Annotated in this window: 20 protein-coding genes and 5 tRNA genes; 23 read left to right on the forward strand and 2 right to left on the reverse strand. The window is 65.8% G+C overall.

All coding sequences use genetic code 11. The features are described 5' to 3' along the window. Positions 1–5: 5 nt before the first annotated feature. Positions 6–971 (reverse strand): tetratricopeptide repeat protein, encoded by a 966-nt coding sequence (locus tag Pcatena_RS00855; protein WP_126420777.1) that lies wholly within the window; start codon positions 969–971, stop codon positions 6–8. After that, positions 968–1,987, reverse strand: coding sequence for a response regulator receiver protein (locus tag Pcatena_RS00860; RefSeq protein ID WP_126420779.1), 1,020 nt, complete (start codon positions 1,985–1,987; stop codon positions 968–970). The genes Pcatena_RS00855 and Pcatena_RS00860 overlap by 4 nt, the downstream gene beginning before the upstream one ends. Positions 1,988–2,412: 425 nt before the next feature. On the opposite strand from Pcatena_RS00860, the gene Pcatena_RS00865 reads away from it, so the two are divergent. The 23 genes from Pcatena_RS00865 (at position 2,413) to Pcatena_RS00975 (ending at position 25,091) form a co-directional block, all read left to right on the forward strand. Next, on the forward strand, positions 2,413–4,266 hold the full coding sequence (locus tag Pcatena_RS00865) for a carbon starvation CstA family protein (RefSeq protein ID WP_126420781.1): 1,854 nt from the start codon (positions 2,413–2,415) through the stop codon (positions 4,264–4,266). A 272-nt stretch (positions 4,267–4,538) separates the two neighbouring features. Next, positions 4,539–5,657, forward strand: coding sequence for a DNA integrity scanning diadenylate cyclase DisA (gene disA / locus Pcatena_RS00870; protein ID WP_126420783.1), 1,119 nt, complete (start codon positions 4,539–4,541; stop codon positions 5,655–5,657). Positions 5,658–5,659: 2 nt separating this feature from the next. Beyond that, positions 5,660–6,430: a 2-C-methyl-D-erythritol 4-phosphate cytidylyltransferase gene (ispD, locus tag Pcatena_RS00875; RefSeq protein WP_126420785.1), complete on the forward strand. Its 771-nt coding sequence runs from the start codon at positions 5,660–5,662 to the stop codon at positions 6,428–6,430. Continuing rightward, a complete protein-coding gene (gene ispF, locus Pcatena_RS00880; protein ID WP_126420787.1) occupies positions 6,424–6,903 on the forward strand; it encodes a 2-C-methyl-D-erythritol 2,4-cyclodiphosphate synthase in 480 nt (159 codons plus the stop codon). Before ispD ends, ispF begins: the two co-directional genes overlap by 7 nt. Positions 6,904–6,986: 83 nt before the next feature. Beyond that, complete coding sequence (gene cysE, locus Pcatena_RS00885) at positions 6,987–7,718, forward strand: serine O-acetyltransferase (RefSeq protein WP_126420789.1); 732 nt, start codon at positions 6,987–6,989, stop codon at positions 7,716–7,718. 2 nt (positions 7,719–7,720) lie between these two features. Continuing rightward, positions 7,721–9,205: a cysteine--tRNA ligase gene (gene cysS, locus Pcatena_RS00890; RefSeq protein ID WP_126420791.1), complete on the forward strand. Its 1,485-nt coding sequence runs from the start codon at positions 7,721–7,723 to the stop codon at positions 9,203–9,205. 2 nt (positions 9,206–9,207) lie between these two features. Next, positions 9,208–10,248 (forward strand): 23S rRNA (guanosine(2251)-2'-O)-methyltransferase RlmB, encoded by a 1,041-nt coding sequence (rlmB, locus tag Pcatena_RS00895; RefSeq protein WP_126420793.1) that lies wholly within the window; start codon positions 9,208–9,210, stop codon positions 10,246–10,248. Continuing rightward, positions 10,241–10,789 carry an NYN domain-containing protein gene (locus Pcatena_RS00900; RefSeq protein WP_126420795.1) on the forward strand — a complete coding sequence of 183 codons (549 nt, stop codon included), beginning with the start codon at positions 10,241–10,243 and terminating at the stop codon, positions 10,787–10,789. The genes rlmB and Pcatena_RS00900 overlap by 8 nt, the downstream gene beginning before the upstream one ends. A 68-nt stretch (positions 10,790–10,857) precedes the next feature. After that, positions 10,858–10,932: transfer RNA gene (locus tag Pcatena_RS00905), tRNA-Thr, on the forward strand. Positions 10,933–11,180: 248 nt separating this feature from the next. Continuing rightward, positions 11,181–11,263: transfer RNA gene (locus tag Pcatena_RS00910), tRNA-Tyr, on the forward strand. Between the two features lies 1 nt (position 11,264). Continuing rightward, positions 11,265–11,340: transfer RNA gene (locus Pcatena_RS00915), tRNA-Thr, on the forward strand. Between the two features lie 9 nt (positions 11,341–11,349). Continuing rightward, positions 11,350–11,426: transfer RNA gene (locus tag Pcatena_RS00920), tRNA-Met, on the forward strand. 96 nt (positions 11,427–11,522) lie between these two features. Then, positions 11,523–12,713 (forward strand): elongation factor Tu, encoded by a 1,191-nt coding sequence (gene tuf, locus Pcatena_RS00925; RefSeq protein WP_126420797.1) that lies wholly within the window; start codon positions 11,523–11,525, stop codon positions 12,711–12,713. Between the two features lie 194 nt (positions 12,714–12,907). Beyond that, positions 12,908–13,057: a 50S ribosomal protein L33 gene (gene rpmG, locus Pcatena_RS00930; RefSeq protein WP_073296338.1), complete on the forward strand. Its 150-nt coding sequence runs from the start codon at positions 12,908–12,910 to the stop codon at positions 13,055–13,057. Between the two features lie 18 nt (positions 13,058–13,075). After that, positions 13,076–13,151: transfer RNA gene (locus Pcatena_RS00935), tRNA-Trp, on the forward strand. 73 nt (positions 13,152–13,224) lie between these two features. Next, entirely contained in the window at positions 13,225–13,581 is a 357-nt protein-coding gene (gene secE / locus Pcatena_RS00940) for a preprotein translocase subunit SecE (protein ID WP_126420799.1), read from the forward strand. A gap of 1 nt (position 13,582) precedes the next feature. After that, positions 13,583–14,131, forward strand: coding sequence for a transcription termination/antitermination protein NusG (nusG, locus tag Pcatena_RS00945; protein WP_126420801.1), 549 nt, complete (start codon positions 13,583–13,585; stop codon positions 14,129–14,131). 110 nt (positions 14,132–14,241) lie between these two features. Next, a complete protein-coding gene (rplK, locus tag Pcatena_RS00950; RefSeq protein WP_126420804.1) occupies positions 14,242–14,670 on the forward strand; it encodes a 50S ribosomal protein L11 in 429 nt (142 codons plus the stop codon). A gap of 115 nt (positions 14,671–14,785) precedes the next feature. Continuing rightward, complete coding sequence (rplA, locus tag Pcatena_RS00955; RefSeq protein ID WP_126420806.1) at positions 14,786–15,493, forward strand: 50S ribosomal protein L1; 708 nt, start codon at positions 14,786–14,788, stop codon at positions 15,491–15,493. Between the two features lie 293 nt (positions 15,494–15,786). Beyond that, the gene (rplJ, locus tag Pcatena_RS00960; protein WP_126420808.1) at positions 15,787–16,305 is read left to right on the forward strand and encodes a 50S ribosomal protein L10; all 519 of its coding nucleotides are present in this window, start codon (positions 15,787–15,789) and stop codon (positions 16,303–16,305) included. A gap of 99 nt (positions 16,306–16,404) precedes the next feature. Continuing rightward, a complete protein-coding gene (rplL, locus tag Pcatena_RS00965; RefSeq protein WP_073296321.1) occupies positions 16,405–16,782 on the forward strand; it encodes a 50S ribosomal protein L7/L12 in 378 nt (125 codons plus the stop codon). A 362-nt stretch (positions 16,783–17,144) separates the two neighbouring features. Continuing rightward, positions 17,145–20,648, forward strand: a complete 3,504-nt coding sequence (gene rpoB, locus Pcatena_RS00970) for a DNA-directed RNA polymerase subunit beta (protein ID WP_126420810.1) — start codon at positions 17,145–17,147, stop codon at positions 20,646–20,648. A 6-nt stretch (positions 20,649–20,654) separates the two neighbouring features. Beyond that, on the forward strand, positions 20,655–25,091 hold the full coding sequence (locus Pcatena_RS00975; RefSeq protein ID WP_126420812.1) for a DNA-directed RNA polymerase subunit beta': 4,437 nt from the start codon (positions 20,655–20,657) through the stop codon (positions 25,089–25,091). Positions 25,092–25,094 lie beyond the last annotated feature (3 nt).

Raw genomic sequence — 25,094 nt, forward strand, 5'->3', positions numbered from 1 at the left:
GGTACCTACCAGTCCAGGTCATTCTCGCGCGCGAAGCGCTGGGCCTGCTCGGCAAAGCCGTTCTGGGCGCTTGCCCACCCAAGGAAATCGGGCGTGTCCATGATGGCTGGGTCGCATTCGTGGACCGCCATCATGGCCTCCGCGTAGCTGCCGGGCTCGGCGTCGGGCCGGTCGGGCAGGTACGGCTCCACGAAGGTCGGCCGAAGCAGGGCGTAGGCGCCTCCCCGGCACAGGCTCGCAAAGCCGCGAAGCGCGCGGCGGGCGGCCGGCATGCGGTCGAGCTTGAACAGCAGCAGCGCCCTCGTGAGGTGGGTCCATGCGTTGCCCTGCCTGTCAAAGCGGGCGTCGAGCTCGTCGAACGCCGCCTCGTCCTCGAGCCGCGCGAGCGCTATCGCCCACGTGTGGCGAGCGCCGAGCTCATCGGTGGGGTTAAGCGCCGCCACGCTCTCGCAGGTCGCGAGGGCGGGCCGATAGCGGGCCGTCTCGAGCCGCGCCCGCGCGATGGAGGCAAGCAGTCGCAGCCGCGGGCGGGCAAAGGCGTCCTCCCATAGGTCCGCGCCGTCGACGGGCTCCATGCTTTCGAGCCCGCGCTCGATCTCCTCGAGCCTCTCGAGAGCGTCGTCCGGCTCGCCCTTCTCGGTGAGCGCGAGAATGGCCCGTGCGTCGAGGCAGCCCTCGTCGCAGCCAAGTGCTGACTCGCAGCCGCTCCTGAGCCTCTCGATCCTGCGGTTGCGGGCGGCCATGTAGGCGTCGTCGTCCTCGATGAACTCCTCTTCCTTCTGGGCCTCCGCGCATGACGCGAGCGCGCGGCCCAGGCGAGCAAACGCCTGGTCCTCGGCGGCCTCGAGGTAATCGTCGGGCGTCCTCTTCACGGCGGCGCGCAGCTCCTCGTAGGCGAGGTCGGACATGCCGCCAAGCTCGGAGCGCCTGCGCTGGGCGAGGCGGTCGATCAGCTCCTCTTGGTACCTCACTTCTGCTCCTCCCCAAGGCTTGGGTCTGCCGCGAGCTCGCGGGCCCGCGCCTGCGCCACCTCGGGGAGCCCGGCGACCCACCAGCCGAGCGTGCCCCGCTCGTGTGAGTCGCAGCCCTCCTGGAGTAGCACCGTTGCCTCGGACGTCGCGAGGATGAGCTCGTCCTCGGTGCCGGGGTCTATGGCGAGCCGGGCAAACACGCCGTCCGGCAGGTCGTCCTGGCGCGCGAGCGTGGTGCCGGCGTTCGGGTAGAGCGCGAGCAGCTTGGCCACCTGCTCGCGTGCAGCGTCGCGGTCCTCGCGCTTGAACGCGAGCGCCATGCGCGCGAGCGCGTACCAGGCGGGCCCTCGGCGCTCGTCGGCCGTGGCGCACAGGGCGCGCAGGCCCTCCTCGTCCTCGAGCTTTGCGTAGGTGAGCGCTAGCGTGAGGCTCACGTCGGCCGGGTCGTCCGGCTCGACGGCCAGCGCGTCTTGCCCCTCGCGCAGGGCAAGGCGATAGCGCCCGCAGATGAGCGAGCTCGCGCAGGAGGCCGCCATCCAGCGCAGGTAGGGCCTCATGGCGAGCACGCGGGCCACGCCCGCGAGCTCGTCGTCTCCCGTGATGGCGTCCTGCCTGCGCCCGCAGCTCTCGAGGACCTCGTCTGCGCCCCCGACGAGGAAGCGATGGTAGTCGTTGGGGGTGGGGGATTCGGCCGCGGCGAGCATGCGGCGGGCGTCGTGGCACTCCGGGTCAAGGTCGAGCGCCTCTCCCAGGAGCTTGCGCGCCTCCGCGATCATCTGGGCGGCCGAGGCCTCGGCCGCAAACGGCAGCTGGTAGTCGATGAGCTCGGTTGCGCGCGCGACGAGGTGAAACGCCCTGTCCTCGTCGGTCTGGGGCAGAGAGTCGCGCTTCTGGCTGTAGCGGTGGCCAAAGTCCACGGCCGCCCGGGCGGCGCCGAACGGGTCGCTTGCACCGAGCGTTCCCGCAAATCGCAGGCTGAGGCGTTGGAAGTCCTCGTAGTTTGGATCGAGCGCCATGCGCCCTCCCTTCTCGTGCCACCTATGGTAACAAGCGCCCGTCGTATCGGGCCTGGGACGGTGCGCCGCGGAGTGGGGTAGCCGAGGCTTCGCGGCGAGATGCATACGTATCAACAAGTGCTGCATACTGTTTCGCGAATGTTTCCATATCGACCAACATTTGCCCTGCGTGTTGACACTGTTCGCCGAAGTGTCACTATTACGAACCATCCACTGGAGATGGCGCGTGGGGATGCGTGCCCAAGTGAATCGAGAGAGTAACTCATGAACAAGCAGCTATCCATTATTGAGGTCGTCATTATCTAGAACGGGTGGCTGAGTTGCCGCCCGTTGCTAACGGGCGGCCTGAAGAGGGGCCGTCGGGTGAGGAACCCAACGGCCCCTCTTTTTTTGCGCATGATTCTCTCGCTATGGAAGGAGCGTTTGTGAACGGAATCGTCGTTATGCTCGTCGCGGCCCTGGTGCTGTTCGGCGGCTACATGCTGTACGGCCGCTGGCTCGCCAACAAGTGGGGCGTTGATGTGAACGCCATCACGCCCGCCCGCCGTATGGAGGATGGCAACGCCTTCTCCCCGGCCTCTGCCTTTACCGCGTTCTCGCACCAGTTCAGCTCGATCTGCGGTGCTGGCCCCGTCACGGGCACGATCGTGGCCATGGCCTTCGGCTGGTTGCCGGTTGTCCTGTGGGTCCTCGTCGGCGGCATCTTCTTTGGTGCCGTCCACGACTTCGGCGCCCTGTACGCCTCGCTGAAGAACAACGGCAAGTCGCTTGCCCAGCTCGTCGACAAGTACATCGGCAAGACGGGCCGTCGCCTGTTCCTGCTGTTCTGCTGGCTGTTCTGCATCATCGTCATCGCGGCCTTCACCTCGATGGTCTGCGGCACGTTCGCCCAGTCCGCCAAGGCCTCTGACGCCGTGAACTACGCCGCCGCCTCCACGGGCACCATCTCGATCCTCTTCACGTTCGTGGCCATCGCCTTCGGCTGGGCCCGCAACAAGTTCAACCTCAAGGGCGTCTCCGAGTTCGTCGTCGCCGTCGTCATGGTCGTTGCCATGTTCGCCGTCGGCATGGCCGCCCCGCTGCGTCTCGACACCAACGCCTGGATCGCCATCGTCATGGTCTACCTGGTCTTCGCCGGCGCCATGCCCATCCAGACGCTCAAGCAGCCGCGTGACTACCTCACCACCATCATGATGCTCGTCATGATCGTCTGCGCCGTCCTCGGCATCGTCGTCCTCGGCGTCAACGGCCAGGCCACGATGACCGCCCCGGTGTTCACCGGCTTCTCCACCAAGTCCGGCATGATGTTCCCGGTCCTGTTCGTCTCCGTCGCCTGCGGTGCCCTCTCCGGCTTCCACAGCCTCGTCTCTTCCGGCACCTCCTCCAAGCAGGTCTCCAACGAGGCCGACGCTGTGAAGGTTGGCTACGGCGCCATGGTCCTCGAGTCCTTCGTGGGCATCCTCGCCATCGTCATCGCCGGCATCATGTGGTCCACGGTCAACACTCTCGGTGCCGATGGCGCCGAGACGGGCACGGCCTTCCAGGTCTTCGCCCGCGGCGTCGCCAAGGGCATGACGGCCTTCGGCGTCGACGGCACCGTTGCCACCGTGTTCATGCAGATGAACGTCTCCGCCCTCTGCCTGACCTCCCTTGACGCCGTGGCCCGCATCGCCCGCACGTCCTTCTCCGAGTTCTTCGCCAACTCCAACGACGCTCTGGCCATCGACTCCAAGCAGGGTGCCATGAAGGTCCTCGGCAACCCCTGGTTCGCCACGGTCGTCACCCTCATCCCGGGCCTCGCCCTCACCTTCGGCGGCTACCTCAACATCTGGCCGCTCTTCGGCGCCTCCAACCAGCTGCTCGGTGGCATGACGATGATCACGCTCGCCGTGTTCTGCAAGTGCACCGGCCGCAAGGGCTGGATGCTCTACCTGCCCGTCGCGTTCCTGCTCGTCTGCACGTTCACCTCGCTCGTCCAGAGCGCCATGGGCTGCTATGCGGCCGTCGCCGCCTACGGCTTCTTCGGCACCATCCCGGCCACCGAGACCACGGCCGCCGTGTCCGTGGCCGCCACGAAGGGCCTGCAGCTCGTCTTCGCCGTGCTGCTGATGGTCCTCGGCCTCATCGTCGCCGTGAACTGCCTCAAGGAGCTCTTCACCAAGGAGGCCGGTTCCATGCCCGACGAGGAGCCCGAGTGGACCGAGCTCGGTCGTCAGCACGTCGCCGAGGCCGCCGGCAAGGCCGCTGCCTCTGGCTCCGCTGCCACCGACGAGGCGTAAGGCCCCGCCCTCATCTCATCGCCGGCCCTCAGCGACTCGTGGCCGACTGATGACGGGTCCGCATCCCCCAGGGGTGCGGGCCCTTTCTTGTGCCGAGACGCGCCAAGGCCCGCCGTCCGAGCCGCCTCCCAACGTGTCGGTTGTGTTCCCGATTGAGACCGGCTGCCGGCCGCGGCTGCCTCGGCGCGTATACTTTGATTGAAAGCGAGGCGGCCGTCGCGCGGGGAGACGCGCTGTGCCGCAGCATGACCCAAGCAAACGGAGGGGGCGCCATGGAGCCCGAGACCAATTCGAGCGCAGCTGGGGACGCCCAGGTCCCAGAGGGCGCCAGTGCCGAGAAGGAGCCCACGATCGAGGAGCGCCTCGAGGAGGCCATCGCCATCACGGCCCCCGGATCGGCCGTGCGCCGTGCCCTCGACATGATCATCGCCGGCCACCTTGGCGCCCTCATCTGCGTCGGCGACACGGACACCGTCCTCTCCGCCGGCAACGACGGCTTTCCGCTCAACATCTCGTTTACGGCAAACCGCCTGTTCGAGCTCTCCAAGATGGATGGCGCCATCGTCGTGGACCGCGACCTCACGCAGATCCTGCGAGCGAACTTCCATCTCAACCCGGACCCGAGCCTCCCCACGAGCGAGACGGGCATGCGCCATCGCACCGCGGCGCGCATGAGCCTGCTCACGAAGGCCCTCGTCATCTCCGTCTCCGAGCGCCGCCAGGTCGTGAACCTGTACGTGGGCGGCCGCTCGCACCAGCTGCGTGGCGTGGCCGAGCTCATGACGAGTGCCTCCCAGCTCATTACGACGCTGCAGACCACACGCCAGGCGCTCGACCACGCGCTGCTGCGCCTCACCACGCTCGAGCTCGACAACTACGTCACGCTCGCCGACGTCACGACGATCCTCAACTACTTCGAGACCCTCATGACCGCCGCCGACGAGATTGACCGCTGCGTCGTGCAGCTCGGTAGCGAGGGCCGCACCGTAGAGATGCAGCGCGAGCAGCTCGTTGGCGACATGGAGTCCGAGTACCTCCTCATGATCCGCGACTACGCTCGCGACTCCTCCGAGGGCAACGCCGAGGCCATCCGCGAGAAGCTCCACGCGGCAGACCCGTCGCAGTGGCGCTCTCCCAAGCGCGTCGCCAAGGTCCTCGGCTACGACGACCTGCGCGAGGACAGCGTCATGGTCCCGCTCGGCCTCCGCACGCTCAGCCGCGTCTCCGTCGTGCGCGAGGGCATGGCCGACAAGATCGTCGACGAGTACGGCAACCTGCGCGAGCTCATGGACGACATCGAGCAGAACCCCTCCCGCCTCGACGACCTTGGAGTCAAGAACCCCTCCATCCTCGCGGACAGCCTGTACCGCATGTGGGGCAAGAAGGAGTAGCCGTGGCCGAGAGCACCCATACTGCCGCCGCGCCCGACACCTGTGCCGTCGTCGCTGCGGGCGGCCTCGGCCTGCGCTTCGGCGACGCGCGAGGCAAGCAGTACGTCGAGCTGTGCGGCCTGCCCGTGCTCGACTGGTCCGTCGCCGCGCTCGACGAGGCCCCGTCGGTGGGCCACATCGTCATCGTCTGCCCGCACGGTCGCGTCGAGGAGACGCGCAAGATCGTCGGGCTCATCGCCCCTTGCGTCCCTGTCACCTTCGTCGAGGGCGGCGCCACGCGCCAGGAGTCTTGCCTCGCGGGCATCCGTGCCGTGCCCGGCGACTTTCCGCTCGTCGCAATCCACGACGGCGCCCGCCCGCTCATCCGCCCCGAGACGGTCGAGGCCGTCATCGCGCGCGTTCGCGACGACGCCTCGCTTGCCGGCGCCATCTGCGCCCATCCGTCCGCTGACACGCTCAAGGTCGTCGAGGGCGGCATCGTCCGCTCCACGCCGGATCGCTCGCGCTACTGGGCCGTCCAGACCCCGCAGGTGTTCCGGCGCGCCACCGTGCTCGAGGCGCACCTCGCCGCCGGGCGCGAGGGCTTCGTCGGCACGGATGACGCCTCGCTCGTCGAGCGCGCAGGCGGCCGCGTGGCCGTCGTCGAGAGCCCGAGCGACAACATGAAGGTCACGGTCCCGGAGGACCGCCTGCCCGTCGAGGCCATCCTCGCGAGCAGGACCGCGAGCGGCGAGGCTCCTGTCGCCGCGAGGGAGGGGGCTCGCCCATGCTGAGGATCGGCCACGGATACGACGTCCACAAGCTGGTCGAGGGTCGCGACCTCATCCTGTGCGGCGTGAAGGTTCCCCACACGCTTGGGCTTCTCGGACACTCGGACGCCGACGTCGCCACGCATGCCGTGGCTGACGCCATCCTGGGCGCCACGCGCCTTGGGGACTTGGGCAAGCTCTTCCCGGATACGGACCCTGCCTATGCCGGCGCCGACTCGCTCAAGCTCCTCGAGCAGGTCATGGGCCTTGCCCGCGAGCGTGGTTACGAGCTGCTCGACTGCGACTGTACCATCGCCGCCCAGGCACCCAAGCTCGCCCCGCACCGCGAGCGGATGCGCAAGAATCTCGCGCACGCGCTTGGCGTTGACGTCTCGAGCGTTGGGGTCAAGGCCACGACCACCGAGCGCCTCGGCTTTGTAGGGCGCGAGGAGGGCATGGAGGCCTGGGCGGTCGCCCTCATGGAATACGGCCGCTAGCTGCGAGGCGTCCGCCGCGCTATCCTTAGGCGTCACACGCGAGCCGGCCTTCGCGCCCGCGCAGCACATTCGTTAGGACCCACATGTTCGACAGAATCCGTGAGGACATCGAGACGTTCCGGGCACACGACCCGGCAGCCACCTCGACGATCTCCATCCTCCTCAACTCTCCCGGCATGCGCGCCATCTGGGCGTACCGCCGTCAGCACTGGTGGTGGACGCACGGCCACACGCTCATTGCCCGCACGCTCTCCACGTGGAGCCGCCACCGCTTCGGTGTCGAGATCCATCCCGGCGCCACGATCGGTCGGCGCTTCGTCATCGACCACGGCATGGGCATCGTCGTGGGGGAGACCACCATCATTGGCGACGACTGCCAGCTCTACCAGGGCGTCACGCTCGGCGGCACGGGCAAGCAGGGCGGCAAGCGCCACCCAACGCTGGGCAACGGCGTGGTCGTGGGCGTGGGCGCCTCCGTGCTGGGCAACATCACGCTCGGCGACAACGTCAAGGTGGGCGGCGGCGCCGTGGTCGTACGCGATGTCCCTGCGGACTGCACGGTCGTGGGCATCCCCGGCCACGTCACCACGAAGGGCGGCGTGCGCGTGCGCTCCGCTGCCGGCGAGCGCCTCACCTGCCTGTCCATGAGCGACGCGACTACAATCGACAAGGTCATCCACGAGCGCGAGGACATCGAGCACCGCGAGTACCTGCCCGATCCCGTCGATCGCACCGTCGATGACCTCTCGGCAAAGGTCGAGCGCCTCGAGAAGCGAATCGCCGAGCTGGAGTCCCAGCTCGAGAACAAGGAGTAGCCATGCTCGTCTACAACACCCAGCTTCACAAGAAGGTCGAGCTCACGCCCATCGAGCCCGGCAAGATCCGCATGTACGTCTGCGGCCCCACCGTCTACGACCAGATCCACGTGGGCAACGGCCGCACGTTCCTGGCGTTCGACGTCATCCGCCGCTACCTCACCTACAAGGGCTACCAGGTAACGTTCGCCCAGAACCTCACTGACGTGGACGATAAGATCATCAACCGCGCCAACGAGCAGGGCCGCACGCCCGAGGAGGTTGCCTCGGAGTTCTCCGACGCCTTCATCGAGCAGATGCACCGCCTGGGCGTCCTCGACCCCGACATCCGCCCGCGCGCCACGCGAGAGATCCCCGCGATGATCGAGATGATCGAGGGCCTCATCGAGCAGGGCCACGCCTACGCCCCCGGCAACGGCGACGTCTACTTCTCCGTGCGCAGCGACCCCAGCTACGGCACGGTCTCCGGCCGCAACGTCGACGACCTCAAGGTCGGCGCCCGCATCGAGGCCAACGACGAGAAGGCAGACCCGCTCGACTTCGCCCTGTGGAAGGCCGCCAAGCCCGGCGAGCCCATGTGGGACTCCCCGTGGGGCAAGGGCCGTCCCGGCTGGCACACGGAGTGCTCCGCCATGGTGCACCGCTACCTCGGCACGCCCATCGACATCCACGGCGGCGGCCAGGACCTGCAGTTCCCCCACCACGAGAACGAGTACGCCCAGGCCGTCTGCTGCTGGCACGAGCCGCTCGCCAACGTGTGGATGCACGCGGGCATGCTGCTCATCGACGGCGAGAAGATGAGCAAGAGCCTCGGCAACTTCTACACGCTCAAGGAGGTCCTGGACAAGTACCCGGCAGACGCCGTGCGCCTGCTCATGCTCCAGACCCACTACCGCTCGCCGCTCGACTTCTCGTTCGACCGCCTCGACGGCGCGGTGGGCACGCTCGAGCGCATCCGCGGCACCGTCGCCAACCTGCGCTGGGCCGCCGAGAACTCCTGCGCGAGCGCTCACGAGCTCACGGACGCAGACCGCGCGTTCGGTGCGGCCGTCGACGAGGCTTCCGCCGAGTTCGTGCGTCAGATGGACGACGACTTCAACACGGCCGGCGCCCTCGCGGCGCTGTTCGGCCTCGTGACGAAGGCCAACACCTACCTGGACGAGGCGGGTGCCGAGGCGGCCGGCGCCGTGGCGCTGCGTGCCTCCGACGCGCTCGTCGAGCTCCTTGGCGTGCTGGGCGTGGAGTCCGTGCGTCCGAGCGCGGTGGAGCTGCCCCACGAGCTCGTCGAGCTTGCCAGCGCCCAGGCCGGCTACGAGGGAGACGACGCCAGCGAGGCCGCCGAGGCCCTCGTGGCCGCCCGCGCCGAGGCTCGCGCCGCCAAGAACTGGGCCGTGGCGGACGCCATCCGAGACGGTATCGCCGCGCTCGGCCTCGTCGTCGAGGACACGGCCGCCGGAACCCGCATCAAGCCCGCGAAGGAGGACTAGCCATGGCAAGAAGGCAGGGCGGCTCCAAGCCGTCGCGCGGCGGATCTGGGCACACCCCCGGCGGGCGCGGAGGCCGCGGCTCCCAGCGCTCCCAGGGATACCAGGGCAAGCGCCAGCAGGACGCGAGGCCCAAGGGCAGGCCTGGGCACTCGCAGCAGCAGGCCCCTCGCTCGGGCCAGCGCCCCGATGCCCGTCGTGGCGGCTCCAGGGGAGACCTCATCGAGGGCCGTCGTGCCGCCGTCGAAGCCCTCGAACTCGGCCTTCCCGTCACGCGCGCCCTCATCCAGAAGGACTCTGGAGGCGCGGACCCTGCGCTCACCGAGCTTGCCCGCCGCCTTGCGGCGGACGGCGTCGAGGTCGAGCGCGTGGCCAAGCCCGTGCTCGACTCGCTCTCCTCGCACGGCGCTCACCAGGGGATCATGCTCAGGGTCCGCCCGTATCGCTACGCTTCGCTGCGCGACATCATCGACGCGGCAGGGGAGGGCAACGCCCTGGTCATCGTCCTCGACCACGTGACGGACGAGGGCAACTTCGGCGCCATCGTGCGAACGGCCGAGGTCGTTGGCGCGGCGGGCGTCGTCGTGGCCAAGTCTCGCGCCGCGCGTGTGGGCGTGGGCGCCTACAAGACGAGCGCCGGCGCCGTCATGCACCTGCCCATCGCGCAGGTGTCCAATCTCGCGAGCGCCCTCGACGAGCTCAAGGAGCACGGCTTTTGGGCGGGCGGCGCCACGGAGCATGCCCATGACCTGGTGTGGGACGCGCCCGTATCGGGCCGTCTCGCCCTCGTGATGGGATCGGAGGGCTCGGGCATCTCGCGCCTCGTGCGCGAGCACTGCGACTTCGAGTTCAAGCTCCCGCAGCGCGGCATGGTCGAGAGCCTGAACGTGGCCCAGGCAACGACGGCCATCGCCTACGAGTGGCTGCGTCGTGACATGGCTCAGGGTGGCGCCGCCTCTGCGGCGAGTGAGGCAGATGCCTACGAGTCTGGCTATGACCTGCCCGACGTCTCGGACTTCGATTTCCCGGAGACCGACCTTGGCTAAGCGCTCAGACCACGAGCTGCTCGTCGTGGACGGCTACAACGTCATATTCGGCACGCCGCGCTACAAGGCGCTCATGGACGAGCCAGACGCCCGCCAGCTCGACCACGACCCGTTCGACAGGGCCAGGGAGCTGCTCGTGGGTGACGTTGCAGCGTTTGCCCAGGGACGCTACGAGCCCGTCATCGTCTTCGATGCCGCGGGCAACGTGAGTCCCGAGCACCCCGAGCTCAGGCGTGCGGGCGTCCGCATGATCTTCTCGCCTACGGGCGTCACCGCCGACACCGTGATCGAGAAGCTCGTGAGCGAGTGCCGCAGGCAGGGCAGGGAGGTCACGGTCGTCACGTCCGACAACGCGATCCGCGCAACCGTGGGCGGAATCCCGGTGACGAGAATCTCGAGCGCCATGCTCGCGCACGAGATAGACGTGCTGGACTGCGAGCGCGAGGTTGACATCAGCGACCGCCGGCATGGCAAGCTCACGGTGGAGGATAGGCTGGACGCTGAGACGCTCGCAAAGCTCAACGCCCTGCTCGGCAGATAGCCGCAAGCTTGGCATCCGGGCCGCATATCGGCTACCATGCAAGAGCGCCCGAGATGGGCCGTACATACGCCAACGTAGCTCAATGGTAGAGCCCCTGTCTTGTAAACAGGCCGTTGTAGGTTCGATTCCTATCGTTGGCTCCACGCATCCAGGGCCCCGTTCGGGGCCCTTTTTGATGCCATTTGTGGCCATTATTTGCGCGCTGACGACCAACTTTTTAAAAATATTTTTCGAGCGAAAACAGAGAATGTAGCAAAACTGCAGGTAAACGGGCAAAAAGATATAGATACGCCCGGGTGGGTGGAATACGTTGACAAGGATTCTGAGGCCTTGTAATATGCTTTCCGCTGCGAGGGGCAACGGCCCCGAACCAGCGGCTTGAAAACGGTATGGGGATGTGGCACAGCGGCAACTGCGGCGGACTGTAAATCCGCTCCTTCGGGTTCCTTGGTTCGAGTCCAAGCATCCCCACCATGCCCGTGTAGCTCAGTAGGTAGAGCACTTCGTTGGTAACGAAGAGGTCACCGGTTCAAATCCGGTCGCGGGCTCCATTCAAGCACGGCGGTGTAGCTCAGTTGGTTAGAGCACGCGGTTCATACCCGCGGCGTCACTGGTTCGAATCCAGTCACCGCTACCAGAGCCCTCGCGGCGTCGCGCAAGCGGCGCCGCTGGACATATAAATAGGCAAAAGGGCCGTCAAGGCCTAAAGCTAGCATCCATGAGGAGGATGGCAATGGCCAAGGAGAAGTTTGAGCGCACCAAGCCGCACGTGAACATCGGCACGATTGGTCACGTTGACCACGGCAAGACCACGCTGACGGCTGCTATCACCAAGGTCCTTTCTGAGACCGAGGGCTGCAAGGCCGACTTCACCGCCTTCGAGAACATCGACAAGGCTCCCGAGGAGCGCGAGCGTGGCATCACCATCTCCGTCGCTCACGTCGAGTACGAGACGGCTTCCCGTCACTACGCCCACGTTGACTGCCCGGGCCACGCTGACTACGTCAAGAACATGATTTCCGGCGCTGCTCAGATGGACGGTGCCATCCTGGTCATCGCCGCCACCGACGGCCCCATGGCTCAGACCCGCGAGCACATCCTTCTCGCCCGTCAGGTCGGCGTGCCCTACATCGTCGTCTTCCTGAACAAGTGCGACATGGTCGACGATGACGAGCTCATCGACCTCGTCGAGATGGAGACCCGTGACCTCCTCTCCGAGTACGACTTCCCCGGCGACGACATCCCCGTCATCCGTGGTTCCGCTCTCGGCGCCCTCAACGGCGACGAGAAGTGGATGAATTCCGTCCGCGAGCTCATGAAGGCCGTCGACGAGTACATCCCGACGCCCGCCCGTGACAACGAGAAGCCGTTCCTGATGGCCATCGAGGACGTCATGACGATCTCCGGCCGTGGTACCGTCGCCACCGGTCGTGTCGAGCGCGGCGAGCTCAAGCTCAACGAGCCGGTCGAGATCGTGGGCATCAAGCCGACGCAGAACTCCGTCGTCACCGGCATCGAGATGTTCCGCAAGACCATGGACTTCTGCGAGTCCGGCGACAACGTCGGCCTGCTTCTCCGTGGCATCAAGCGCGAGGACATCGAGCGCGGCCAGGTCATCTGCAAGCCCGGCACCGTTACCCCGCACTCCAAGTTCACGGCTGAGGTCTACGTCCTCACCAAGGAGGAGGGTGGCCGTCACACGCCGTTCTTCACGAACTACCGTCCGCAGTTCTACTTCCGCACCACGGACGTCACCGGCTCCATCGTCCTCCCCGAGGGCGTCGAGATGGCCATGCCTGGCGACCACGTGACGATTGAGGCTGACCTCATCCACGGCATCGCCATGGAGGAGGGCGACCGCTTCGCCATCCGTGAGGGCGGTCACACCGTCGGCGATGGTCGTATCGCCACCATCATTGAGTAGATTTAGTTTCTCTCAGTGACTTCAGGGCCCGACTCCTCTGGGAGCCGGGCCTTTTTCGTGGGGCTTTTGTTGAGGCGCGAGGATCTGGAAGATTTCCAGCGTCAGAGTGTTGACGAAGCCCGTTGACGCTGGTAATGTATTCGACCGCGCCATGGCTGAGACAGTCTTGGCCATGACTCATCAGGAGGAAAGCAATGCGTACGATGGTTACCCTCGCCTGCACCGAGTGCAAGCGCCGCAATTACACCACCAAGAAGAACAAGCAGAACAATCCTGAGCGCATGGAGCTCAAGAAGTACTGCCCCTGGTGCCGCAAGCACACTCTTCACAAGGAGACCCGCTAAGCCGGGAATCCCCCTTACAGGCCAGTAGCTCCAATGGTAGAGCGGCGGTCTCCAAAACCGTTTGTTGTGGGTTCGAGTCCTACCTGGCCTGCCAGACTTAACACCGGCCTTCCCTTGTGGAAGGCCGGTTTGCATGAATGTACGAGGCCTCGCCCGAAGGGATAAGAATGGCCAACAAGGATCGCCAGAAGAGGAGCGCCCGTAAGGCGCGTGCTGCCGAGCGCAAGGAGCTCGAGGAGAAGCGCGCCGCCTCCCAGGTTGACGCGCCGAAGAAGGCCGCCCCTGCTCAGGCTGCGGGCAGCTCGAAGAAGGCTGCTCCCAAGAAGAAGCACTTTGCCCGCATCCGCGGTTGGTTCGCTGATGTCAAGGCGGAGATGCACCGAGTCACTTGGCCCTCCAAGAGCGAGCTCAAGAACTACACCGTTGCCGTCATCGTGATGCTCGTTGTGTTTGGCGTTGCCGTCTGGCTCGTCGACACGGGTGTCGTGGCGGCTCTCGTCGGCTACTCCGGACTGAGGGGCTAACATGGCGAAGCGCTGGTACGTGATTCACACCTATTCTGGTTACGAGAACAAGGTCAAGAACGACCTCGAGCACCGCATCGAGACGTACGGCCTTGAGAACGTCGTCGTCGACATCAAGATCCCGACCGAGGAGGTCACGGAGATCAAGGAGGGCGGCAAGCGCGAGACCAAGGAGTCCAAGGTCTTCCCGGGCTACGTTCTCGTTCGCATGGAGATGGATGACAACTCCTGGTCTGTCGTTCGCAATACTCCGGGTGTGACCGGCTTCGTCGGCATCGACGGCAAGCCCGCGCCGCTCTCCCGCGAGGAGTTCAACAAGATCATGCGTCGCTCCAACCCCAGGGCTGGCGCGGCTCCCGCTCCGCACCGCACTGCCACCAACCTCGAGGCCGGCATGTCCGTCCGCGTTCTCAGCGGCCCTCTTGCAGACTTCGACGGCCTCATCTCCGAGGTCAACGCCGAGTCCGGCAAGGTCAAGGTCATGCTCACGATCTTTGGCCGCGAGACGCCTGTCGAGCTCAACCTCGACCAGGTCTCCGTCATCGCCTAAGCCAGGCAATACTCGCCGGCCCCTCTTTCGGTGAGGAATGCTTCTGTGGGGCAGGCACGACATAGCACGTAGGTACACGCTTTGTAACTTCGCAATGAAAGGGAATGACAATGGCTGAGAAGAAGGTTGTCAACTTCATCAAGCTCCAGATTCCGGCTGGCGCCGCTAACCCCGCGCCCCCGATCGGCCCGGCCCTCGGCGCCGCCCAGGTCAACATCATGCAGTTCTGCCAGGCGTTCAATGCCGCCACGCAGGACAAGAAGGGCGACATCATCCCCGTTGAGATCTCCGTCTACGAGGACCGCTCCTTCACGTTCATCTGCAAGACGTCGCCCGCCGCTGAGCTCATCAAGAAGGAGCTCGGCCTCAAGGGTGGCTCCGGCGTTCCCCAGCGCGACAAGGTTGGCGAGCTCACGCAGGAGCAGCTCACCAAGATCGCCGAGATCAAGATGCCGGACCTCAACGCCAACGACATCGAGGGCGCCAAGAAGATCATCGCCGGCACCGCTCGTTCCATGGGCGTCACGATCGCCGAGTAGCTCGCCCAGAGCACTTGCATTCAGGTACCCCGCCAGCATCCGCTGGCTAAGCTCGGCGCACGAGCGCCGCTAGATGTGGGAGGGCGCATGCCCTGTGACCACAGGAGGAAACAACATGCCTAAGCACGGTAAGAAGTACACCGCCGCCGCTGCCAAGATCGAGGCTGGCAAGCTCTACACGCCGAAGGAGGCTGCCGCTCTCGTCAAGGAGGTCGCGTTCGCCGGCTTCGACGAGACGATCGAGGCCACGTTCCGCCTCGGCGTCGACACCCGCAAGGCCGACCAGAACATCCGTGGCTCCATCGCTCTGCCCCACGGTACCGGCAAGACCGTCCGCGTCGCCGTCTTCGCCGAGGGCGAGCAGGCTCGTGCCGCCGAGGAGGCTGGCGCCGACCTCGTGGGCTCCGACGACCTCGTCGCCCAGGTCCAGGCTGGCAACATCGACTTCGATGCCGCCATCGCCACGCCCCCGATGATGGCCAAGGTCGGTCGTCTCGGCAAGATCCTCGGTCCCCGTGGCCTCATGCCGAACCCCAAGCTCGGCACCGTCACCATGGACGTCGCCAAGATGGTCAACGAGCTCAAGGCCGGCCGCGTCGAGTATCGCGCCGACCGCTACGGCATCTGCCACGTTGCCGTGGGCCGCGTGTCCTTCCCGCTCGAGCAGATCGTCGAGAACTACGGCGTCCTGCTGAACGAGATTCTCCGCGTCAAGCCGTCCTCTGCCAAGGGCAAGTACATCAAGTCCGTCTCCCTTGCCTCCACGATGGGCCCCGGCGTCAAGGTCGACAGCTCCATCGTCCGCAACCTCCTCGAGGCCTAGCCTCTAAGAGTTTGCGCAAAGCGTGAACGTTTTCCGCCCGTCTCGGTTGTTTCTTGACTTCCGCGGCGGGCGGAATATCATTTCAATCGTTATGCACATAGCACGTCCGCTGCCAGAGACAGCCGGTGCCCGTAGGGGCCTAAGGGGTCTAACCCGCCTGCCGAGGTGGTCCAACGAGTGAAATTGTTGAGACCCCGTCTGGCTTAGCGCCGGGCGGGGTCTTTGTTCTTCCTCGAGCGAAGTCCCGCCTAGTGGCGAGACGTGCATCAGCACGCTCGAGGGGAGGTGTACATATGCCAGCTCAGTCCAAGATCGATATGCTCGAGAAGGTCTCCGCTTCCCTGGAGGCTTCCGCGGGCCTGTTCGTGATCGATTACCGTGGCCTTACGGTCAAGGAGACGCAGGAGCTTCGTCGCGGTCTGCGCGAGGCCGGCGCGCACATGAAGGTCTACAAGAACAACCTCGTGCGCATCGCGCTCGAGAAGGCCGAGATGCCCGCCATCGACGATTGCCTCGAGGGCACCGTTGCCTGCGTGTTCTATGACAGCGACCCCGCCGCCGCTGCCAAGGTCATCAAGGAGACCTCCAAGAAGCTCAACAAGATCGAGTTCCGTGGTGGTATCACCGATGGTCAGGTTGTCTCCGCCGAGGAGGTCATCGCCATCGCTGACCTGCCCTCCAAGGAGCAGCTCCTCGGCCAGATCGCCGGTCTCATCAATGGCTTCGCGCGCGACATCGCCGTGTGCGTCAATGGTGTTTCCTCCGGTCTCGCTCGCTCGATCCAGCAGGTTTCCGAGCAGAAGGCCGCCTAGCAGCAGCCTTGCGGCTTGTCCGCGAACCAGGCGCGCGTCCGCGCGTCGAACCACGAAGAATTTCATGCCCATGCGCATGAGCTATGAAAGGACTTAGAAATGGCTAAGCTCACCACCGATGAGATCATCGATGCCCTTAAGGAAATGACCCTTCTCGAGGCCTCCGAGCTCGTCAAGGCCATCGAGGACACCTTTGGTGTCTCCGCCGCCGCTCCTGCCGCCGTCGTCGCCGCTCCTGCCGCCGGCGAGGCCGCTGCCGAGGAGAAGACGAACTTCGACGTCGTGCTCGAGGGCTTCGGCGACAACAAGATCGCCGTCATCAAGGTCGTCCGCGAGCTCACCAGCCTTGGCCTGAAGGAGGCCAAGGAGGTCGTCGAGAGCGCCCCGAAGGCCGTCCTCGAGGGCGCCAAGAAGGAGGACGCCGAGGCCGCCAAGGAGAAGCTCGAGGCCGCCGGCGCTGCCGTCTCCCTCAAGTAACTTCTCGGCACCGTTCGGTGCTTTCTGCCTAAGGGCAGCATGAGTTACGCTGGGCCCCGCATCGACTCGTCGGTGCGGGGCCCTTTTCTGTGGCCGTCGGGCGCGTCGGCCAGTGCGAGGCATGGTGGAACTGGCGTGGGGGAGCATGGCCGGTTTGTCGCGTTAACCCAGCTTGCACATATCGTCTTCACATGCGTATGCCGCGAGCCGAGACAAAACCCCAGCACGCGGCATAAGTGCGAAAAGATAAATGAATAAAAATAGAATGTCAAGACTGTTCATTGACGAGACAGGCAACCTTCGGTAGATTACTAGTTTGCGACAACTGCCGCCATATGCCATGTTGAAGGAGGAAATGCCTGGTGCGTACCGCTAAGTCTACTACCACCTCCGCAGTCAAGCACGATCGCGTGAGCTTCTCCAAGATCGCCCCCGCGATGGAGCTCCCCAACCTCATCACCATCCAGAAGGAGTCTTTCGAGCACTTCATGACCGATGGTCTTGCCGAGGCGTTCGCCGAGGCTTCGCCCATCGAGAACAGTGCCGGCACGATGGAGATCACCTTCGGCGAGCACCAGTTTGGTGACCCCGCCCACTCCATCGCCGAGTGCCGTGCCAAGGACATCTCCTATCAGGCGCCGCTGCTCGTTGACGTGCGCTTCGTGAACAAGGAGACCGGTGAGATCAAGGAGCAGCTCGTCTTCATGGGCGACTTCCCGCTCATGACCGACCGTGGCACGTTCATCATCAACGGCACCGAGCGCGTCGTCGTCTCGCAGCTCGTCCGCTCGCCGGGCGTGTACTTCGCCGAAGAGATGGACAACGGCGTCCAGATCCACCGCGCCCAGTTCATTCCCGCTCGTGGTGCCTGGCTCGAGTTCGAGGTCGACAAGCGCGGCCAGCTCGTCGTCTCCATCGACCGCAAGCGTCGCCAGAGCGCCACGATGTTCCTGCGCGCCCTCGGCATCGCCGAGTCCGACGACGAGATCCTGACGCTTCTCGGTGACTCCGACATCGTCCGCTCCACGCTCGAGCGCGACGTCGCCCAGACGCGCGAGGACGCCCTCATCGAGATCTACAAGCGCCAGCGCCCCGGCGAGCCGCCCACGGTCGACTCCGCCCGCAGCCTGCTCGACGGCCTGTACTTCAACGCCCAGCGCTATGACCTTGCCAAGGTCGGTCGCTACAAGATCAACAAGAAGCTCGGCATCGACGTCGACTCCTCCGAGTCCGTCCTCACGGCCGAGGACATCGTGAGTGCCCTGCGCTACCTGCTCGCCCTGCACGCCGGCGACCAGACGAAGAAGACCGACGACATCGACCACTTCGGCAACCGTCGCGTCCGCACGGTCGGCGAGCTCGTCGCCAACCAGTTCCGCATCGGCATGAGCCGCATGGAGCGCGTCGTCCGCGAGCGCATGGCCGCCCAGGACGTCGACGACATCACGCCGCAGAGCCTCATCAACATCCGCCCGATTGTCGCGGCCATCAAGGAGTTCTTCGGCTCCTCGCAGCTGTCGCAGTTCATGGACCAGAACAACCCGCTGTCCGGCCTCACGCACAAGCGTCGTCTGTCCGCGCTCGGCCCGGGCGGCCTTGCCGGTCACAAGTCCGGCTCCAGCCGCCGCACGAACGTCCCCACGGCCGTCCGTGACGTCCACAACTCGCACTACTCCCGCATGTGCCCCATCGAGACGCCTGAGGGCCCCAACATCGGCCTCATCGGCTCGCTGGCCCTCTATGCCCACGTGAACAGCTTCGGCTTCATCGAGGCCCCGTACCGCAGGGTCGTCGACGGCAAGGCCACCGATCAGATCGACTGGATGACGGCCGACGAGGAAGAGGACCACGTGATCGCCCCGGCGAACACGCCCATCGACCCCAAGGACGGCTCGTTCATCGAGATTGACGAGAATGGCGAGCTCATCCACCCCAAGCGCATCGTCGCCCGCACGCGCGACTTCGACGGCTCCTTCGGCGCGCCGGCCGAGTGTCTCGTCTCCGACGTCGACTACATGGACGTCTCGCCGCGTCAGCTGCTCTCCGTGGCCGCCACGCTCATTCCGTTCCTCGAGCACGACGACGCAAAGCGTACGCTCATGGGCGCCAACATGCAGCGTCAGGCCGTGCCCCTGATTCACGCCCACGCGCCGTTCGTCGGCACGGGCATGGAGCTGCGCGCCGCGCTCGACTCCGGCGAGATCATCTCCGCCCACGAGGACGGTACGGTCGTCGAGGTCGACGCAGCCCACGTCGTCGTTGACGGTGCCAAGGGCCCCGAGCGCTATGACCTCCCCAAGTACGAGCGCTCCAACCAGAGCACCTGCATCAACCACCGCCCGATCGTCCACGTGGGCGACCAGGTGAAGAAGGGCCAGCCCCTGGCCGACGGTCCCTCGATCGACAACTCCGAGCTCGCCCTCGGTGCAAACCTCACCGTGGCCTACATGCCGTGGGAGGGCTACAACTACGAGGACGGCATCATCGTCTCCGAGCGCGTCGTGCAGCAGGACCTGCTCACCTCGGTGAACATCTCCCGCCACGAGATTGACGCCCGCGACACGAAGCTCGGCCCCGAGGAGATCACCCGAGAGATCCCGAACCTGGGCGAGGACATGCTCGCCAACCTCGACGAGGACGGCATCATCCGCATTGGTGCCGAGGTCGGCCCCGGTGACATCCTCGTTGGCAAGGTCACGCCCAAGGGCGAGACGGCCCTCACGTCCGAGGAGCGCCTGCTCCGCGCCATCTTCGGCGCCAAGGCCCACGACGTGCGCGACACGTCGCTCAAGATGCCCCACGGCTCCTACGGCCGCGTCGTCGACGTGGTTCGCTTCAGCCGCGAGGCTGGCGACGACCTCCCGCCCGGAGTCAACGAGCTCGTCCGCGTCTTCGTTGCCCAGCGCCGCAAGATCCAGCAGGGTGACAAGATCGCCGGCCGCCACGGCAACAAGGGTGTCGTGTGCCGCGTCCTGCCCGTCGAGGACATGCCCTACATGGCCGACGGTACGCCCGTCGACGTCCTGCTCGACCCGCTGGGCGTCCCGTCCCGAATGAACGTCGGCCAGCTGCTCGAGTGCCACCTCGGCTGGGCGGCCGCCAACGGCTGGGACATGGATGACCCGGACTCCAAGAAGTACGTCCCCGGCCCCATCCCCGTCGCCACGCCCGTCTTTGACGGCGCCACGGCTGACGAGGTCGCCGAGGCCATCCGCCGCACGAACATCAACCTCGTCAACCGTGCCCGCGAGCGCTTCGGCGAGCACATGGACGAGCAGTTCGTCCCGCAGCTCAACAGCTTCGGCAAGACGACGCTGTACGACGGCCGCACCGGCGAGCCCTTCCGCGACAAGATCACGGTGGGCACGAGCTACATCCTGAAGCTCGGCCACATGGTCGACGACAAGATCCACGCTCGCTCGACCGGCCCCTACAGCCTCGTCACCCAGCAGCCGCTTGGCGGCAAGGCCCAGTTCGGCGGCCAGCGCTTCGGCGAGATGGAGGTCTGGGCCCTGTACGCGTACGGTGCCGCCAACGTGCTGCAGGAGATCCTCACCGTCAAGTCCGATGACACGAACGGCCGCGTGAAGACCTACGAGTCCATCGTCAAGGGCGAGAACGTCCCCGACGCCGGCATCCCGGAGTCCTTCAAGGTCCTCGTCAAGGAGATCCGCTCGCTGGCGCTCGACATCGAGCCCATCTCCTACAAGAAGCGCGCCGCCAAGGCCGTCGAGGAGACCGAGGCCCCGGCCGAGAACCCCGTCGACGTCTTCGCCGACGCCTCCGCCGAGGACCTCATCGGCGCCCCCATCGCCTCCGACGAGACCCCCGAGCTCGTCGCCGAGACCACGAACGAGAAGGAGTAGCGAACCGTGGCAGATTTCGATACCACTGACTTCGACGCCATCAAGATCTCCCTCGCCTCCGCCGATGACATTCGCAGGTGGTCGCACGGCGAGGTCAAGAAGCCCGAGACGATCAACTACCGCACGCTCAAGCCCGAGAAGGACGGCCTGTTCTGCGAGAAGATCTTCGGACCGGTCAAGGACTGGGAGTGCGCCTGCGGCAAGTACAAGGGCATCCGCTTCAAGAACATCGTGTGCGAGCGCTGCGGCGTCGAGGTGACGACCGCCAAGGTTCGTCGCGAGCGCATGGGCCACATCGAGCTCGCCGCTCCCGTGAGCCACATCTGGTACTTCAAGAGCCCCTCGAGCTTCCCGCTGTCGCGCATGCTCGACATGAAGTCCAAGGACCTCGAGAAGGTCCTGTACTTCGCCAGCTACGTCATCACCGACGTCGACACCGAGGCCCGCGAGGCCGACGCCGCCGACCTCAAGGAGGAGCTGGCCGCCGACCTCGAGCAGCTCGACGCCGAGCGCGACGAGCAGATCGAGCGCATGCGTGCCGACCAGGCCGCCGGCATCGTCGACGAGTTCGACGGCTCCGAGGTCCTCTCCGACGAGGAGCTCGCCGCCGCCATCGTCGACCTGCGCGAGGAGTACGAGGAGGAGAAGCAGCTCCGCACCGAGGCCTACGAGAAGTTCATGACGCTCGAGGTCCGCGAGCTCATCTCCGACGAGAGCCTCTTCCGCGAGATAAAGCGCTACTACTCCATCTACTTCAAGGGTGGCATGGGCGCCGAGGCCGTCCGCGAGCTGCTCCGCGCCATCGACCTGGAGAAGACGGCTGCCGAGCTGCGTGCCATCATCGCCGATGACAAGGGCCAGAAGCAGAAGCGCGAGAAGGCCGTCAAGCGCCTGGAGATCGTCGACGCGTTCCTCGAGGGCCACAACGACCCCGCGAACATGATCCTCGACGTCGTCCCCGTCATCCCGCCCGACCTTCGCCCGATGGTCCAGCTCGACGGTGGCCGCTTCGCCGCGTCCGACCTCAACGACCTCTACCGTCGCGTCGTCAACCGCAACAACCGACTCAAGCGCCTGCTCGACCTTGATGCCCCCGCGATCATCGTCAACAACGAGAAGCGCATGCTGCAGGAGTCCGTGGACGCCCTGTTCGACAACGGCCGTCGCGGCCGTCCCGTCACCGGCCGTGGCGGACGCCCGCTCAAGTCGCTCGCCGAGGCCCTCAAGGGCAAGCAGGGTCGCTTCCGCCAGAACCTGCTGGGCAAGCGCGTCGACTACTCCGGCCGTTCCGTCATCGTCACCGATCCGCACCTCAAGCTCCACCAGTGCGGCCTGCCCAAGACGATGGCCCTCGAGCTGTTCAAGCCGTTCGTGATGCGTCGCCTCGTCGAGCTTGGCAAGGTCGAGAACATCAAGGGCGCCAAGCGCGCCATCGATCGCAGCCTGCCGGCCGTGTGGGACGTGCTCGACGAGGTCATCAATGACCGCCTCGTCCTGCTCAACCGCGCACCTACGCTGCACCGTCTGTCCATCCAGGCCTTCGAGCCGGTTCTCGTCGAGGGCAAGGCCATCCACCTGCACCCGCTCGTGTGCGCCCCCTTCAACGCCGACTTCGACGGCGACCAGATGTCCGTGCACGTGCCGCTGTCCACGAAGGCCCAGACCGAGGCCCGCGTGCTCATGCTCTCGTCGAACAACCTGCGCTCGCCGGCCTCCGGCAAGGTGCTGACCGTTCCGTCCCAGGACATGGTCTTCGGCACGTACTTCCTCACGACCGAGAAGGACGGCATGCCGGGCGAGGGCCACGTCTTCGCCAGCTTCGATGACGCCATGGCCGCGTACGACTCGCGCATCAACGTTGACATCCAGGCCAAGGTCATCGTGCGCGTGAGCGCCGCCGACTCCAACGCCGAGGCTGACGGCCGCAAGGTCTTCCGCGTTCGCACCGCCTGGGGCAAGGAAGAGGACATCGACGTCAACGACAAGCCCGCGCGCTTCGAGACGACGATCGGCCGCATCATCTTCAACCGCCAGTGCCTGCCCGCCGACTACCCCTTCATCAACTACAAGATGGTGAAGAGCGACATGGGCAAGCTCGTCAACGACTGCTGCGACCGCTACCCGCTCGCGCAGGTCGAGCCGATCCTGGACGCCATCAAGTACGCCGGCTTCCACTTCGCCACGCGTGCCGGCCTGACCGTGTCCGTCTGGGACGCCGTCATCCCCGGCTGCAAGGAGAAGATGATCGCCGAGGCCCAGGCCAACGTCAACGAGATCAACGAGTACTACGAGGACGGCTTCCTGTCCGAGCAGGAGCGTCACATCGAGGTCGTCAACGCCTGGACCGAGTGCACCGAGGCGCTGGGCAAGGCGATGCTCGAGGGCTTCGACGACGACAACCCCATCTACATGATGGCCGACTCCGGCGCCCGTGGCTCCAAGACGCAGCTGCGCCAGCTCGCAGGCATGCGAGGCCTCATGGCCGACATGTCCGGCGACACGATCGACCTTCCCATTAAGGCCAACTTCCGTGAGGGTCTGCTGCCGCTCGAGTACTTCATCTCCACGTACGGCGCTCGTAAGGGCCTCGTCGACACCGCGTCGCACACGTCCGACTCCGGTTACCTCACGCGTCGTCTCGTCGACGTCGCGCAGGACGTCATCGTGCGCGAGGAGGACTGCGGCACCACCGAGGGCGTCACGTACAAGCTCGTGAAGCCCGGTACCACCGATATCAACGCCGACCTCGTGGGTCGCTGCGCCCTCAACGACGTCGTGAACCCCGAGACGGGCGAGGTGCTCATCCCCAAGGATGGCTACATCGAGTCCGTGGCCGACATCCAGCGCCTGCTTGACGCCGGCCTGAAGACGGTTGAGCTCCGCGCGCTGCTGACCTGCCGTTCCAAGAACGGCGTCTGCCAGAAGTGCTACGGCTGGGACCTCTCCACGCGTCGTCCGGTCAACGTGGGCACCGCGGTGGGCATCATCGCCGCACAGTCCATCGGCGAGCCTGGCACGCAGCTCACGATGCGCACGATTCACTCCGGCGGCGTCGCAGGCGCCGACGACATCACGCAGGGCCTGCCTACGGTCGGCCGCATGTTCGACGTCGTTGGCAACGTGAACGAGAAGATCCTTGGTCGCGAGGCCGACCTGGCCCCGCTGTCCGGCAAGCTCTCCATCCAGCCGGAGCAGACCGAGTACCTCGTCCGCATCCTGGACCCCGAGGACAACTCGCGCATCCTAGACGAGAAGCGCATCCCCGCGAGCGCCCGCTTCATGCCGGGCATCGAGGACGGCTGCGACGTTCGCGCCGGCGACCAGATCACGAAGGGCTTCGTGAACTTCCGCAACCTGCGTCGCCTCACGGACATCGAGTCGACGATGCACACGTTCGTTGAGAGCGTCAAGGACGTCTACACGTCCCAGGGCGTCGAGCTGAACGACAAGCACATCGAGGTCATCGCGCGCCAGATGCTGCGTCGCGTCCAGATCACCAACCCCGGTGACTCCAAGTACCTCATGGGCCAGTACATCGACCGCTACGAGTTCGCCGACACGGTCAACGAGATCACGCTGGCCGGCGGCGTCGCACCCGAGGCCGAGCCTGCCATTCTCGGCACGCTCAAGGTCGCGAGCTCCATCGACTCCTGGCTGTCCAGCGCGTCGTTCATTCGCACGGCGGGCGTCCTCACCGAGGCCGCCATCTCCGGCGAGGTCGACAACCTCATGGACCTCAAGTCCAACGTCATCGTGGGCAAGAAGATCCCGGCCGGCACTGGCCTGTCCGCCTACAGCGACGTCGAGCTCACCTACCACGGCCAGAAGATCTCCGGCCCCACTGAGCCCACGGACAAGGCGCTGCCCGAGTGGGCGCCCGACGAGCTCAAGGCCGTCGAGGAGAAGCTCCCGCAGCAGCTCGACTGGGTTGGCGACGACTACGGCTTTGGCGGCGTGTACTCCAAGAACGGGCGCACGCTCTCCAGCGAGGACGCCAAGCTCTACCTGTTCGATGACCTCGGCGTGTCCCAGCGCTGGACGAACAAGTTCGGCGAGGTGGGCATCGAGACTGTGGGCGACCTCATCGGCAAGACGGAGGACGACCTGCTTCACATCGACGGCATTGGCGCGAAGGCGATCGAGGAGCTGCGTGAGGGCCTTGAGGCTCGCAACCTGCTCTACATCCTCGAGCCCGATGACGACGCCGCTGACGAGGAGGACCTGTCCCAGCTTCTGAACATGGTGTTCTCGCCGGACGGTGGGGATGACGTCATGCTCGGGTCCGCCTCTACGACGCATCACTTCGATGCCGACGACGAGCTCATCGGCGCTCCGTCCAAGGACGCGCCTAAGGGCGACGTCATCAACGAGGGTCTCGACTCCCTTGACGCGCTGCTCTCGCAGGTCGTGAGCCACGACGACGCCATGGGCGAGGACGATTAGCGC

Source organism: Parolsenella catena (genome assembly GCF_003966955.1).
Classification (GTDB): domain Bacteria; phylum Actinomycetota; class Coriobacteriia; order Coriobacteriales; family Atopobiaceae; genus Parolsenella; species Parolsenella catena.